Raw genomic sequence first — 15,322 nt, 5'->3', positions numbered from 1 at the left:
GAAAACCAATATGTATAAGAAACGGTCAAACTCAGGTGGAATGAGAATGACCGCGTTTGTTTCACTGTATGAAATTTTTCTTACAGTTCGCTGATCGCGCTGCTTAAGCTCAGACGTTCATCTTCGTTTAATGGGATGAGAGGAAGACGCACTGAACCGACATCAAGGCCTTTCAGCTGAAGAGCTGTTTTCACAGGAGCCGGGTTAGGCGCTTTAAACAGTTCCTTCATAATCGGCAGCAGTTTCTGGTGAATCAGTGCCGCGTTAGCTGTTTGCCCATTTGTATAATTTTTGATCATTTGCTGCATATCAGAGCCTACTATATGGCTTGCGACTGAAACGACACCTCTTCCTCCTACTGACAGAACAGGAAGCGTCAAGGCGTCATCCCCAGAATAAACGGAGAAATCTTCAGGCGTTTCCGCAACAATTTTTGTAATCGCTTCGAGATCTCCGCTCGCTTCTTTAATCGCAACAACATTCGGAATATCCGCCGCCAACCGGATTGTCGTCTCAGGAGCAAGAGAAGCAACGGTGCGCCCCGGCACATTGTACAGCATAACCGGAAGAGATGTTTCAGAAGCAACAGCTTTAAAATGCTGATACATTCCTTCTTGTGAAGGTTTATTATAATACGGCGTAACAAGCATCACCGCATCTACGCCTGCTTCCTCAGCTTTTTTGGTCAGCTTAATGGAATCTTTCGTATTGTTGCTGCCAGTACCCGCAATGACAGGCACCCGGCCGTTCACTTCTTTGACCGTATATTCAAATAGTGCTATTTTTTCTTCTGTTGAAAGGGTTGGTGATTCTCCTGTTGTTCCCGCTACTACTAAAGAATCTGTTCCGTTTTTCAACAAGTAATCAATCAGTGTAGACAATTTTTGAAAGTCTACATTCCCTTTATTGTCAAAAGGTGTAATCATAGCTGTAGACACATTTCCGAAATTCATTTTTTTCACCTCATCATGATTCAATCACATTTACTTAGAAAGTTCAAACACTTCATGCAAAGCGTTTACAGCAGGAACCATGTCCTCTTCATGTACAAGCACCCAGATGGTCGTGTGGCTGTCCGCCGACTGCAGAATAGGAATCTCTTTCTCTGATAGAGCTGTCACAATTTTAGACGTTACACCCGGGACGCCCATGATACCGGCACCGACCGCCGAAACTTTTGCACAGTTTTTCGTCACCATCGGGTCATAACCCATATCCATTAAGATGCGCTGAGCTGTTTCCGTCTTGTTCCCAGCCACCGTATAAACGATTTCACTAGGTGTAATGTTAAAGAAATCAACGCTGATTCCTGCACTCGCCATCGCTTTAAAAACTTCAGTCTGAACGTTATACTGACCGATTTTTGAAGGCACTTTGAACTGTGTGACATCTTTGACATGGGCAATTCCGGTAATCAGCCGTTCAAAAACATCACTGCCGACATTGGAAGAATGATGTGATGTCACCAATGTGCCTTTATCTTTGGAATATGTTGAGCGGACGCGAATCGGAACCTTAGCCTGCATCGCAATCTCCACAGCTCGCGGATGAATCACTTTCGCTCCCTGGTACGCCAGGTTGCAGATTTCTGTATATGTTACCACAGGAAGCGGTTTCGCGTTTTCCACTACTCTCGGATCAGCAGTCATCACACCTTCAACATCTGTGAAAATATCGATGTATTCAGCGTCAATTGCCGCCCCAAGTGCAGCTGCAGACGTATCGCTGCCCCCTCTTCCGATCGTTGTTGTATCGCCCTTTTCAGTAGCGCCTTGGAATCCTGCGACGACTACTGCGTCATGATTCGCAAGCACACTGAATAAACGCTCCGGTTTCATTTCAAGGATTTTCGCATTTGTATGCTGATCATTCGTTAAGAACCCAGCCTGAGCCCCTGTCAGCGCAGATGCTTTTACACCGTTATCCAGCAGCATGCTCGTAAAGACGACAGAAGAAATCGTCTCTCCGCATGATAAAAGCAGATCCTGCTCTCTCGGGGAAATCGCAGACTGGTCGCCGTAAAGCAGTCCCAACAGAGAGTCTGTTGCGTACGGATCACCCTTCCGGCCCATCGCGGAAACGACAACGACAACCTTATATCCTTCACTGATTGCTTCTTTAATGTGCTCTAAAGCCAGTTTACGGCCTTTGTCATCTTTTACAGATGTCCCGCCAAACTTCTGAACAATTATCTTCACTGTTTTCACTCCAAATTATTCGGACGTAACAGAAGAGAGCAGGCTATTTGCGCCTTACTCTCTTCTATTCGTCTTTGGGAAATTCTTTCTTTTATACGAGGTTTAGTTTTTTCAGGCTTTCTGCAATTTGAACAGAGTTCCATGCCGCGCCTTTTAATAGGTTATCAGAAACTACCCATAAATGAAAACCGTTTGCTCTGTCCAAGTCTTTGCGGATGCGGCCTACAAACACATCGTTTTTGCCGACTGCATCGGCAGGCATCGGATAAAGCTGCTGGCTCGGGTCGTCCTGAAGTGTAATGCCAGGAGCTTCTTTTAATAGATTTTTAATATCTTCCACAGTAGCGTCATCTCGGTCTACCTCGATGTAAACGGACTCTGAATGGCCGGTTTCAATCGGAAGTCTCACACATGTAGCCGCTACTTGAAGCTCAGGCATGTGCATGATTTTTTTTGTTTCATTTATCATTTTCATTTCCTCAAACGTATAGCCGTTATCTTGGAATTTATCAATTTGCGGAATCGCATTGAAAGCGATTTGATAGTGTTTTTTATCCCCTTTTACAGGCATAATCTCTGGTTTGATTTCTTCGTTGTTCAAAATCGCCTCTGTTTGGCTGTACAGCTCTTTTACAGCTTCATTTCCCGCTCCTGATACCGCTTGGTAAGTTGATACGATAACTTTGTTTAAGCCGTAAGCTTTGCGGATCGGTTCCAGCGCAGCCACCATTTGAATTGTAGAGCAGTTAGGGTTGGCAATAATGCCGTTGTGTTCGTGCAAGTCTGCCTCGTTAACTTCAGGCACAACAAGCGGTGTATTTTCGTCCATACGGAACGCACTTGTATTATCTATAACAATAGCGCCGCGTTTTACAGCTTCGGGTGCCAATGCCTGTGATACGCTTCCGCCGGCGCTGAACAAAGCAATATTTACCCCTTCAAAGCTTTCAGGAGAAGCTTCCTGTACAGTCAGCTCTTGGCCTTTAAATGTGACTTGGGTACCCGCAGAGCGTTTTGAAGATAGCAATGTAAGTGTGTCCATTTCAAAATTTCTGTCTTCAAGTGTTTTAAGCATTTGTTGTCCTACAGCTCCTGTCGCTCCGACAACAGCTACGTGTAAACCTCTTCCCATCTGTAAAACTCCTTCCGCCAATCAGCTTCATTGAATTGATTTGACTATAATTTTACGTTTTATTTTACCATAGAATATGCGGGTGATGACCGAAATTTTTTGTTTGGGAAAGATTTTCTGTATATTTAGTCATTTCCCTGATAATTATCAACGAGAATTGGCTGAAGCTGCTGATGCATCAGCGCCTTTTCAACGGTTTGAGGAAGCAGATCCATTTTGGCAACCATTGAATTCGGTTTTTTGAAGGGATCGTCTTGCCCAAATGGAATAAAGAAGATATTTTTGGTAGACATGAGCCTCATTAGGTTTGTGCCGTTTAAACCGAGAGCGTCATTTGTTGATATACCGAGAACGACCGGCCGATTGTTTCTAATTGTTGCTTTTGCAGCCATCAGTACAGGGCTGTCTGTCATGGCGTTGGCGAGCTTGCTCATCGAATTTCCGGTTAAAGGCGCAATTACCATGCAGTCCAGCGGAAGCTTTGGCCCGAGGGGTTCAGCCTTTACAATTGAATCAATTGCCTCATATCCGGTAAGGTCTTCAATCTTTTTAACCCATTCCGCTCCTTCTCCAAAGCGTGTATCAGTCGATTTTACAGTAAATGTGACAATCGGCCGGACTTCCGCTCCTTCATTGACTAGCGTCTCAATTTGCGGAAACACCGCTTCATATGTGCAATGCGAGCCGGTCAGTCCAAATCCGATTCTTTTCCCTTTTAGTGACGACATTCTTATTTCCCCTCCTCAGCATGTAGTTCAGCCAAAAGCTTGCTCAAGACATTGGCGAGGATCTGCCCTGCTGTTTTAGGAGCGACAATCCCCGGCAAACCTGGGGCAAGGAGTGCCTTGATCCCTTGTTTTTCAGCATATTTAAAATCGGTTCCGCCGGGTCGTGAAGCCAGATCCAATATTAAGGTTTTCGGTGTCATGCGAGAAAGCACAGTTTGATTCAAAATCATGCTCGGTATGGTATTAATACAAATATCTATATCTTTGACATGCTCTTTGAGTTCATCAGTGTGAAACGGAACGAGCCCCATTTCGGTGATGCGCGCCAGATGCGCTGAACTTCTTGCCCCGACCTTTACATTCGCTCCAAGCGCGGCAAATGTACGGGCGATCGTCATTCCGGTGCGTCCCAGCCCGAGAACCGCCACCTGAGATCCGTGTATCGTATAATCTGTGTGCTGAATGGCCAGCATGATGGTTCCTTCTACTGTCGGAATAGAATTGTATATCGCAATGTCATCCCGCTCAAACAGCTTAACAAGTTTTCTATTTGCTTGAGCTGCAATGTTTTCTAAATAGGCGTTAGAAATCCCTGAGAAAATGACACAGTGTGCAGGCGTTTGGTCAAGGTGCTCCTGTTTTAAAACAACTTCTTCATTTGAAAATACGGTTGATACGACACCTTCTCCTGTTGTCGCTGACACAGGAAGAATGATACTGTCTATTTGCTGATAAGGAATTTCATCAATGTTACATTTTACAGCTCCAGTAAAACCGTGATCCAATTGGTCAAAACCGACGAGATAGATGTCAGTCTGCTGTTCAGTGAGCTTTCTAATAATTTCGAGCTGTCTTGCGTCACCGCCGATAACTGCAATTTTCAATCCGGTTAACATGTTAAACGTTCACCTTCTTTGTATATACTGGATCCCTAGCTGTTAAGCTCCCCTTCATCTTATGATCAAAAGGAAATAGCGGTGAATTAAAACATACGCTTTTTTCACACAAAAAAACATCGGCTGACTCAGCCGATGTTTGGATGTTTTCATGAAAGCCCATAACCTGCAGAGTTGGGCCTTTTCTATAGTTACTCTTGGTGAGGAGAAATTTCCTCAGGGACATCTAAAATGATCATATCTGATCCGATCTTTTGAATATGATTCCAGGGGACACGAATGTCTTGACCGTGTTTTCTCAAACCAAACCATTTGACTGTCGGAATGAGGAGCGCTGTGATCTGACCATCCTGTTCATTGATTTCTAAATCGGTCTGACCCAGTACTCCCAGCCGTTCAGCTCTTTTGATGTCGACAATTTCCTTCCCGGATAATTCACTGAGCCGCATCTCTGTCACCCCCTTGTACTATGTATGATCAAAAGGATAAAAAAATGCCTGCTCCGTTTCAGGGCAGGCATTTCAGATTTATGACGGCATATTGCCAGAGGGGCTGATAAGAGCCAGAGAATAGTCATTCGTAAACATTTGTCTGGCAAGACCGTTGACACGTTCTAAGTTTACAGCATTTAATTCATTAATAATTTCGTCTAATGTTTTGTGTTTTCCGAGCAGCAGTTCATTTTTACCATTTCGGCTCATTTTGCTGTTCGTGCTTTCTAAGCTCAGCATCAAGCTTCCCTTCATTTGCTCCTTACTGTTTTCCAGCTCTTTCGGCGTTATGCCGTCGCGCTTTAATGTTGCAAGGGTTTCTTGAATGGTTTCTGACAGCTGCTGAAGCTGATTTGCACCTGTTCCGCCATAAATGGTGAGCATGCCGCTGTCCTCATATGAGCTGTGATAGCTGTAAACAGAATAAGCGAGCCCTTTATCTTCACGAACATCTTGGAACAGGCGGCTGCTCATGCTGCCTCCGAGCACATTATTAAGGACGATCAAATCATAAATCTTTTCATGACCGACTTCCAGCCCTTTAAATCCCAGACATAAATGGGCTTGTTCTGTTTCTTTTTTTCTTGTGAGTTTTTCTGTATGGAATCCGGGCTTCTGTAGACCTGTCGCTTTGCCTTTTGCCTCATATGATCCGAACCATTTTTCTACATCTTTTATAAAGCTTTCTGAAATATTACCCGCTACAGAAATAACGACACGGTCCGGCGTATAATAATCATGCATGTACTGTCTGAGAGAGTCGCCGTTAAAGGAATCAAGCGTTTCTTCTGTGCCTAGAATCGGATAGCCTAAAGAATGATTCCCGTACGTGGCTTTGCTCAGTAAATCATGAACAATATCATCGGGCGCGTCTTCATACATTTTTATTTCTTCGTAAACTACATTTTTTTCTTTTTTCAGCTCGTTTTCATCAAAAGTTGAATGAAAGAACATATCTGCTAATACGTCAAGTGCGTAATTCGCATGCTCATCAAGCACCTTTGCATAATAGCAGGTATATTCCTTTGAGGTAAACGCATTGACCTGACCGCCAATACGATCAAAAGATTCTGCTATCTCACGTGCAGATCTTGTGCTCGTCCCTTTGAAGAACATATGCTCCAAAAAGTGGGAAATCCCATTTATCTCCGGCGTTTCGTGCCGCGAGCCTGTACCAATCCAAACGCCGATCGCGACAGAACGGACTGTCGGGTTATTTTCAAGCACAACTCTTACACCATTTTGACACGTATATCGTTTAATCAAATTTGTTCCTCCTATTCAAAGACTAGCTGCCTGCCCTGTTACTTCAACAGTCTTGTTTCATCCATTAGTTCAGTGACTGTTCCAAGCGCATATCCTTTATCTTTTATCTTTGTAATCAGCGCTTCAAGACTTTCCGCCGTGGGATCGGTCGGATGCATTAAAATCATGGCACCATTATGTATCTTGCTTAACACCCGGGTTTGAAGTGCAGACGGAGCCGGTTTTTGCCAGTCGATTGTATCAACCGTCCACATCACCGTTCCCATATGTTTCTCAGCTGCAATGTCAACAACCGCTTTCCTGAAACTCCCGCTTGGCGGAGCGAACCATTTCGGCTTGACGCCGAGCGTTTTTTCTATTTGCTCATTCGTCTTGTCGAGCTGTTCGGAAATTCTTCCTGTAGTCAGTTTGCTCATATCCGGATGATTGTATGAATGATTTCCGATTTCATGTCCTTTTTCCGCAATCTTTTTAGCCAGCTGTTCATTGTTTTTCACCCAATTGCCTTCCAGAAAAAACGTAGCCTTCACGTTATGCTTTTGAAGGACAGGGAGCATTCTTTCCAAATATTCGTTTCCCCATGCCACATTAATTAAAAAAGCCACCATCGGTTTTTCCGGATTCCCTTTGTAAATAGGCTCTGGCTGAAGAGACTCAAGATGAACGCTTGGTTTTACTTGACTGTACACTAAATCGTTTTCCCGAAACTCACCGTGCTTTTTCATTTTTTTATATGATTTTTCAATATTGACCTTTAAACCATTGTAACCGGGAATGCTTTTCCACACCTTGTCTATTCTTGCATTCTGAGGCTTTACTTCATAATCTGGCGCCTTTTGAAGCAATTCTTCATATAGCGGGTCTTTGGACGCCGAGACGGTCACCGTATCTTGTTTCATTGCCCCTATATAATCAAGTGTGTGCGGATTTTTCATCATCTCGAATGAAACAAAAAAAAGAAATAGAAAAACGGCAAACGGTACAAATTTTTTGTACATGTTCTGTCCCCCCTCACCTCACATTATGAAGGAGAAGGACAAGGTAGAACCCGCTTGCTTTTTAAAGCGTCAAAATAAAGAAGCCGGGTCTCCCAGGCTCCTTTTATGTTTTCATTTAAGATTTTTGTTCTTCTTTTTCTTTCTCTTCACGGAGCACAGCTTTACGAGACAAGTTGACCCGTCCTTGCTTATCGATTTCAGTAACCTTCACAAGAATCTCGTCTCCGATTTTGACAACATCTTCAACTTTTCCTACGCGCTCAAGCGCAAGCTCTGAAATGTGCACCAAACCGTCTTTTCCGCTGAAAATTTCAACGAAAGCGCCGAACTTTTCAATTCGTTTCACTTTACCTAAGTAAAGCTGGCCGACTTCAACCTCTCTGACGAGGTCTTCGATGATTTTCTTCGCTTTTTGGTTGCTGCTTTCAACTGTCGACGAAATAAAGATTGTGCCATCCTGCTCGATATCAATTTTAACACCGGTCTCTTCGATGATTTTATTGATTTGTTTTCCGCTAGGTCCGATGACATCGCGGATTTTATCAGGATTAATAGCCATTGTTAAAATCTTAGGCGCATATTGAGAAAGCTCTTTTCTTGATTCGCTTAATGTAGCAAGCATACTGTTGAGGATTTCCATTCTTCCTTTTTTCGCCTGCTGAAGCGCTTCTTCAAGAATCTCTCTGGAGAGGCCTTCAATTTTAATGTCCATTTGCAGCGCCGTTACGCCCTTTGCAGTTCCGGCAACTTTAAAGTCCATGTCTCCAAGCGCATCTTCCATACCTTGAATATCAGTCAGAACAGTATAATGTTCGCCTGATTTGACAAGTCCCATTGCAATACCTGCGACTGGTGCTTTAATCGGTACACCGGCATCCATCATCGCAAGTGTGCTTGCACAGATACTTGCCTGAGAAGTAGAACCGTTTGATTCAAGCACTTCAGATACAAGACGGACAGTATAAGGGAAGTCTTTTTCAGACGGAATAACAGGCTCAAGCGCACGCTCACCAAGAGCTCCATGTCCAATTTCACGGCGTCCCGGTCCGCGCATCGGTCCAGTTTCCCCGACGCTGAATTGCGGGAAGTTGTAATGATGCATAAACCGTTTCGATTCTTCGACACCTAAACCATCAAGGATTTGCACATCTCCGAGAGCACCTAACGTACAAACGCTGAGAGCTTGGGTCTGTCCTCTTGTGAACAATCCGGAACCGTGTGTTCTCGGCAAGAGGCCAACCTCAGAAGAAAGCGGGCGGATTTGATCGACTCCGCGGCCGTCAGGTCTTACTTTCTCTTCAGTAATAAGGCGGCGCACTTCATTTTTGACAAGCTTGGACAAAATCTGTTTGACTTGTTTGATTGTTTCCTCGTCATGCTCATCATCCTCGAATTTTGCCACAACTGTGTTTTTTACTTCATTAATGGCATCTTCGCGGGCATGCTTTTCATGAACCTGGATTGCTTTCAGCAGATCTTGCTCTGCTAAAACCTTTACTTTTTCACTCAGCTCTTCATCAATTTCATAAAGCTTAATTTCTGATTTTTCTTTGCCGACAGCTGCAACAATTTCTTCTTGGAATGCAATCAGGCGTTTAATCTCATCATGGCCGAACATAATCGCTTCTAGCATCGTTTCCTCAGGAACTTCGTCTGCCCCTGCTTCCACCATGTTAATTGCATCTTTAGTTCCGGCAACGACAAGATTGATATCACTTTTCTCAAGCTGATCAACCGTCGGGTTAATAACAAATTGATTATCAATGCGTCCGACAGTTACCCCTGCAATCGGTCCTTCAAACGGGATGTCTGATACAGAAAGTGCAAGCGATGAACCGAACATAGCAGCCATTTCTGAAGAGCAGTCTTGATCAACACTCATGACGATGCTGATGACTTGAACTTCATTACGGAATCCATCGGCGAACAAAGGCCGGATCGGACGGTCGATTAAACGGCTCGCCAAAACAGCTTTTTCACTTGGACGTCCTTCTCTTTTAATAAACCCGCCAGGTATTTTACCTACCGCATACAATCTTTCCTCGTAGTTTACAGTAAGCGGGAAGAAATCAAGCGGCTTCGGTTCTTTTGAAGCGGTTGCTGTACTGAGTACTGCTGTATCGCCGTAGCGAACCATAACAGCACCATTTGCCTGTTTGGCAAGCTGGCCGGTTTCAACAGTAAGCGTTCTTCCGGCCCAATCTATGGTAAAGACATGTTTTTCTTGTCCCATACGATTACGAACTCCTCTCTTCGTTGTGTGAAATAATCAATTACTCCTATTATGAACGAAATGGATTGAACATATCAATGTCAAAGTAGTATGTAAAAGGATTTCAATGATTGATTATAAAAATTTTTCGCTTTTATACGATAAAAAAGCGGGAATCCTCCCGCTTTTTACGATTATCGACGTAAGCCTAGTTTGTTAATTAACTCACGGTAACGAGTTACGTCTTTATTACGCAGATACGTAAGAAGATTACGACGCTTACCTACCATTTTAAGAAGACCGCGACGTGAATGGTGGTCTTTCTTGTGAGTACGTAAATGCTCGTTCAAGTTGTTAATTGAATCAGTTAGGATAGCGATCTGAACTTCTGGAGATCCAGTATCAGATTCGTGTGTTTTAAACTCGCTGATGAGTTGGTTTTTACGCTCTTGAGTAATTGCCATCCTGTTTCACCTCCAAATAATATTTAGCCCCAGTTACCTAGCAACCGTCGGTGACTTCGGATTGCCAAGCAAAGGTTTTAAGACTACGAAAACTATCATACTAAAAATCGAGCCTATATGCAAATATTTTAGAATAAAATTTGTGTGCGCTGCATGTTATTTCCGCAAATTGCTGAAATAACGGATCGCTTCCTGCTTATCTTTCTCAATTTGCTCTGTTAATTCTTGAATGCCGTTGAACTTGCGCTCGCTCCGAATACGTTTATACCATTCAATTTTTATAGCGGCTCCGTATACTTCTTGATCAAAATCAAATAAATTGACCTCAATTGAAGGCTGTTCCGTACGTTTTTCATAAAACGTCGGCTTATAGCCGATATTGCAAACGCCGTTGTAAATCTCGCCGTTTATTTCCGCCTTGACGGCATATACACCGGTCGGCGGGACAATATAGCTGTTATTCAAGCCGATATTGGCCGTCGGAAACCCGATTGTCCGCCCTCTTTTATCTCCGTGAATGACAATTCCTTTAATAAAGTAGGGCTGTCCAAGCAAGACATTGGCCAGTTCAACGTCTCCGTTTTGAAGTGCAGTCCGAATATAGCTGGAGCTGATTTTTTTATCCTGCTCCGTCAATTTTTCCACCATTGTGCAATCAGCTTTTCCATCTAAATCAACCGGCATCGTTTCCATTGTTCCTTTGCCGTATTTTCCGTACGTAAAATCAAAGCCTGCCACTGCATGCTGTACATTAAGGCCTAAAATATACTGATCAACAAACTGCTTAGGAGTCAGAGAAGCAAACACTTCATTGAATTTAACGACATACAGTATCTCCGTGCCTAATTGTTCAATTTGGCTGATTTTATCTTCAAGAGGGGTAATCAGATCCTTTGGTTCCTGATCCCTGCCCAGCACATGGGAAGGATGGGGGTGAAAGGTCATCACAGCTAATGTCAGATTCTTTTCTTCAGCTATCTGTTTAGCTGTGCCGATTACCTTTTGATGCCCTAAATGAACGCCGTCAAAATAACCTAACGCCATCACAGACTTTGGCTGCTCCTCTTTTATTAAATGATGCGGATGTGTAATATGTATCGTCTTCACAGAACGGTCACCTTTTTTCTATTGTTCGCTTTTTTGCATCAATACTTTTGCCGGCTTTAACAGCCCGTGTTTTGTAGGATGAGGGAAATAAATCGCCAGACAGCTTCCGGATTCCGTATAGACTGCGAGACGGTCGTCAATTGTCAGATCCGAGAATTGTTCTGGTGTTTCAAGCAAAGCCCCATTTTCTACTTTCTTAGCTAATGTATCACTTATGATCCATTTCGGCAAATGATTGAGCGCACGTTCAATAGAGACTGTATGGTCTGCTACAGTTCCGGACTCGACTTGAGCTTCCAGCTCTTCAAACGTAAAGCATTCATCAAGAGAAAAGTCACCGGATGCCGTACGGATCAAATGAGACATATGAGCCGGATATCCGAGCTTTTCGCCAATCATAACCGCCAGTGTCCTCACATAGGTTCCTTTTGAACATGTTACTGTAAACCGGAAACTCGCTGTCTCTCCATTATGTTTAACCCCTGCAGTGAGCACAATATCTTCAATGGTAATAAGACGTTTTGGCCGTTCTACTTCAAGTCCCGCTCTTGCATATTCATATAATTTTTTGCCGTTTACCTTTACTGCGGAATACATCGGGGGAATCTGGTTTTGTTGTCCCTTTAAACTGTTTAAAACCTTTTCTACTTCTGCTTCATCAACAGCTTGATCTACTGGCTTTGTTTCAACAGTTTCTCCGGTTTGATCCTCTGTCGTCGTTGAAACACCAAGCGTAATTTCAGCATCATATGTTTTAGACTTCTCAGTTAAATATTCGACAATTTTTGTAGCCCGGCCAACACAAATCGGAAGCACACCTGATACCTCAGGATCAAGCGTTCCCGTATGTCCGACTTTTTTTGTTTTTAGCAGCTTCCGGATCTTCATGACACAATCATGTGATGTCATGCCGACCGGTTTATGTAAAAGGAGAACTCCGTTAACCATATGCCTTTCACTCCTTCTGTTGTGAGGATTTTCTTCAAAACGCAGAAAAGAGGACAGACGACGAACGCCTATCCTCTTCATTTGTTATTCAGACGGGTTCTCTGAATTCAATTGGTGAATCAATGTTTCGATTCGATTTCCGTAATCAATTGATTCATCGAACTCAAATTCAATTTCAGGCGTTTTACGAAGTCTGATGCGGCTGCCGATTTCAGAGCGAATAAACCCTTTCGCCTTAGCAAGCCCTTTCAGTGCTTCCTCCCGTTTTTTCTCGTCTCCGAGAACGGAAATATACACCTTTGCAATTTGTAAATCACCTGATACACGTACATCCGTTACTGTCAGAAAACCAATTCTCGGATCCTTCAGCTTTCGGCTGATAATATCACCGAGTTCTTTTTTCATTTGCTCGCCGACACGGTTTGCTCTCATACTCAATTCAATCACCTCTAAGTTAAAACCACTCTGTTCTAGTGATCGTCCGTTCAATTTCAGGAAAAGAGTCGATAAACGCAAGAACACGCTGCAACTCTTTTTCTGTCTGAACGCGAGAGGAAGAAACAGCGGCAATTCCAAAGCTGGTTCTTTGCCATGTGTCCTGATAGCCAATCTCCGAAATCGAAACATTGAACTTATTTTGAACCCTGGTTAAGATCCGCTTCAGAACGGCGCGCTTTTCTTTTAACGATCCTGCATCATAAATGATGCATTCACATTCCGCAAATCCGATCACGTTCTTTCAATTTCTTGCATGACATACGCTTCAAGGATGTCACCTTCACGAATGTCATTGTATTTCTTAATCGTTATACCACATTCGTAGCCTTGTGAAACTTCTTTCACATCGTCTTTAAAGCGTTTCAGAACGTCCACTTCACCTTCGAAGATTACGACGCCGTCACGAATTAAACGGAGGCCGCTGTCGCGCGTAATCGTTCCTTCAGTAACATATCCTCCGGCAATCGTACCGATTTTAGACACTTTAAATGTTTGGCGGACTTCTACTTGACCAATTACTTTTTCTTCATATTCAGGATCAAGCATACCTTTCATAGCTGCTTCAATCTCGTCGATTACTTTGTAAATAATACGGTGAAGACGAATATCTACGTTTTCAGCTTCAGCCGTACTCTTAGCATTACCGTCCGGTCTCACATTAAACCCGATAACAATTGCATTGGAAGCAGATGCTAAAATAATGTCAGATTCTGTGATTGCACCAACGCCTGTGTGGATGATTTTGACTTTAACGCCTTCAACTTCAATTTTTTGAAGTGCGGCTGTTAAAGCTTCGGCAGATCCTTGAACGTCAGCTTTTACGATGAGGTTGATGTCTTTTACATCACCTTGTTTAATTTGCTCGAATAAGTCGTCAAGACTCAGCTTTGCTTTATCGCTGCGCTGCTCTTCAAGCTGTTTGGAAGCACGGGCTTCTCCAACAGAACGAGCTGTTTTTTCATCTTTAAAGACAAGGAATTGATCTCCCGCTTGAGGCACGTCATTTAGACCGGTAATTTCAACCGGAGTAGACGGTCCCGCTGTTTTTACACGGCGACCAATATCATTGACCATTGCACGGACACGGCCAAATGTATTGCCGACTACAATCGGATCACCGACATGCAGTGTTCCAGTCTGTACGAGCAATGTCGCAACTGACCCTCTGCCTTTATCAAGTTCCGCTTCAATAACAGTTCCTTTTGCCTGGCGGTTCGGGTTCGCTTTCAGTTCCTCTACCTCACTGACAAGCAAAATCATTTCAACGAGTTCATCAATGCCTTTTCCAGTTAAAGCGGAAAGCGGAACAAAAATCGTTTCTCCGCCCCAAGCTTCAGGCACAAGTCCGTATTCTGTCAGTTCTTGCATCACACGGTCAGGGTTTGCAGCTTCTTTATCAACTTTGTTCACAGCAACGATGATCGGTACTTCTGCCGCTTTCGCGTGGTTGATCGCCTCTACTGTTTGCGGCATTACACCGTCATCCGCAGCTACAACCAGGATCGTAATATCGGTTACTTCCGCACCGCGTGCACGCATTGTTGTAAATGCGGCGTGACCCGGGGTATCCAAGAAAGTGATTTTCTTGCCGTTTTCTTCGATTTGGTAGGCTCCGATATGCTGAGTGATTCCGCCAGCTTCTCCTTCAACAACCTTTGTTTTACGGATGCTGTCAAGAAGCGTTGTTTTCCCATGGTCAACGTGACCCATGATTGTAACGACAGGAGGACGAATTTCAAGATCCTCTTCTTTGTCAGGCTCTTCGTATTTCTCTAATTCAGTTTCTTCAAGGACAATAACTTCTTCAGTTTCAACACCGTATTCTGATGCAATCAGTTCGATTGTGTCTTTATCGAGCTCTTGGTTAATGGTTGCCATAACACCAAGAAGCATCAGTTTTTTGATGAGTTCAGAAGGCTCTTTGCCAAGCTCTTCGGCCAGTGCGCCGACTGTTAAAGTGCCTGAGAACGTAATTTTTTCAGGAAGCTCTTTTTTCGGCTTCACAGGCTTTTGCTGATGTTGGTTTCTGTTGTTGTTATTGTTGCGTTTATTTTTTTTGTTGTTGTTATTCTTCTTGTTTTTGTTAAATTGATTATTCTGCACGTCATTCTTCTTTCCGTCTCGAATTTTATTTGGTTGATTTCCAGCAGACTGCTGATTTACCCCTTGCGGCTGTTTGTTTTTGTTCGTTTCCGCAGGCTTTTGAGATTTAACGGCTGCGCCGCCTTTTTTAAATTTGGCATCAAGCTGTTTAATGGCCTTTTCTTCAAGCATGGCCATATGATTATTCACTTCTAAATCCATGTTCTTCAGTGCGGTCAAAATTTCCTTACTTGAAACATTTAACGCTTTTGCATATTCGTATACTCTCATTTTAGCCATTC

General features: G+C 43.4%; 15 protein-coding genes. All 15 read right to left on the bottom strand.

The genetic code is table 11. The features are described 5' to 3' along the window. Positions 1-80: 80 nt before the first annotated feature. Positions 81-953, bottom strand: coding sequence for a 4-hydroxy-tetrahydrodipicolinate synthase (dapA, locus tag NYE43_RS09020; protein WP_024121442.1), 873 nt, complete (start codon positions 951-953; stop codon positions 81-83). A gap of 30 nt (positions 954-983) precedes the next feature. Continuing rightward, positions 984-2,198 (bottom strand): aspartate kinase, encoded by a 1,215-nt coding sequence (gene dapG, locus NYE43_RS09015; protein ID WP_024121441.1) that lies wholly within the window; start codon positions 2,196-2,198, stop codon positions 984-986. 91 nt (positions 2,199-2,289) lie between these two features. Next, on the bottom strand, positions 2,290-3,330 hold the full coding sequence (gene asd / locus NYE43_RS09010; protein WP_024121440.1) for an aspartate-semialdehyde dehydrogenase: 1,041 nt from the start codon (positions 3,328-3,330) through the stop codon (positions 2,290-2,292). A gap of 125 nt (positions 3,331-3,455) precedes the next feature. Beyond that, on the bottom strand, positions 3,456-4,058 hold the full coding sequence (gene dpaB / locus NYE43_RS09005; RefSeq protein WP_101863323.1) for a dipicolinate synthase subunit B: 603 nt from the start codon (positions 4,056-4,058) through the stop codon (positions 3,456-3,458). A gap of 2 nt (positions 4,059-4,060) precedes the next feature. Next, complete coding sequence (gene dpaA / locus NYE43_RS09000; RefSeq protein WP_024121438.1) at positions 4,061-4,954, bottom strand: dipicolinic acid synthetase subunit A; 894 nt, start codon at positions 4,952-4,954, stop codon at positions 4,061-4,063. A 191-nt stretch (positions 4,955-5,145) separates the two neighbouring features. Beyond that, on the bottom strand, positions 5,146-5,403 hold the full coding sequence (locus NYE43_RS08995) for a YlmC/YmxH family sporulation protein (RefSeq protein ID WP_010334291.1): 258 nt from the start codon (positions 5,401-5,403) through the stop codon (positions 5,146-5,148). A 78-nt stretch (positions 5,404-5,481) separates the two neighbouring features. Next, entirely contained in the window at positions 5,482-6,711 is a 1,230-nt protein-coding gene (locus NYE43_RS08990) for a M16 family metallopeptidase (RefSeq protein WP_024121436.1), read from the bottom strand. A 38-nt stretch (positions 6,712-6,749) separates the two neighbouring features. Continuing rightward, on the bottom strand, positions 6,750-7,709 hold the full coding sequence (locus tag NYE43_RS08985) for a polysaccharide deacetylase family protein (protein WP_024121435.1): 960 nt from the start codon (positions 7,707-7,709) through the stop codon (positions 6,750-6,752). A 115-nt stretch (positions 7,710-7,824) separates the two neighbouring features. Continuing rightward, complete coding sequence (gene pnp / locus NYE43_RS08980) at positions 7,825-9,942, bottom strand: polyribonucleotide nucleotidyltransferase (protein ID WP_341061633.1); 2,118 nt, start codon at positions 9,940-9,942, stop codon at positions 7,825-7,827. Positions 9,943-10,115: 173 nt separating this feature from the next. After that, positions 10,116-10,385, bottom strand: a complete 270-nt coding sequence (rpsO, locus tag NYE43_RS08975) for a 30S ribosomal protein S15 (protein ID WP_003154182.1) — start codon at positions 10,383-10,385, stop codon at positions 10,116-10,118. Between the two features lie 156 nt (positions 10,386-10,541). Then, positions 10,542-11,492, bottom strand: a complete 951-nt coding sequence (gene ribF / locus NYE43_RS08970) for a bifunctional riboflavin kinase/FAD synthetase (RefSeq protein WP_341061630.1) — start codon at positions 11,490-11,492, stop codon at positions 10,542-10,544. Between the two features lie 18 nt (positions 11,493-11,510). Beyond that, positions 11,511-12,440, bottom strand: coding sequence for a tRNA pseudouridine(55) synthase TruB (truB, locus tag NYE43_RS08965; RefSeq protein WP_341061628.1), 930 nt, complete (start codon positions 12,438-12,440; stop codon positions 11,511-11,513). Positions 12,441-12,524: 84 nt separating this feature from the next. Then, a complete protein-coding gene (rbfA, locus tag NYE43_RS08960; protein WP_010334286.1) occupies positions 12,525-12,878 on the bottom strand; it encodes a 30S ribosome-binding factor RbfA in 354 nt (117 codons plus the stop codon). A gap of 16 nt (positions 12,879-12,894) precedes the next feature. Then, positions 12,895-13,173 carry a DUF503 domain-containing protein gene (locus NYE43_RS08955; protein ID WP_003220950.1) on the bottom strand — a complete coding sequence of 93 codons (279 nt, stop codon included), beginning with the start codon at positions 13,171-13,173 and terminating at the stop codon, positions 12,895-12,897. Further along, positions 13,170-15,320 carry a translation initiation factor IF-2 gene (gene infB, locus NYE43_RS08950; RefSeq protein WP_024121430.1) on the bottom strand — a complete coding sequence of 717 codons (2,151 nt, stop codon included), beginning with the start codon at positions 15,318-15,320 and terminating at the stop codon, positions 13,170-13,172. Before infB ends, NYE43_RS08955 begins: the two co-directional genes overlap by 4 nt. Positions 15,321-15,322 lie beyond the last annotated feature (2 nt).

It is taken from the genome of Bacillus sp. FSL R5-0434 (assembly GCF_038004745.1).
In the GTDB taxonomy this organism is placed as follows: Bacteria; Bacillota; Bacilli; order Bacillales; family Bacillaceae; genus Bacillus; species Bacillus halotolerans.
This window is presented reverse-complemented; position numbering and strand designations above follow the sequence as displayed.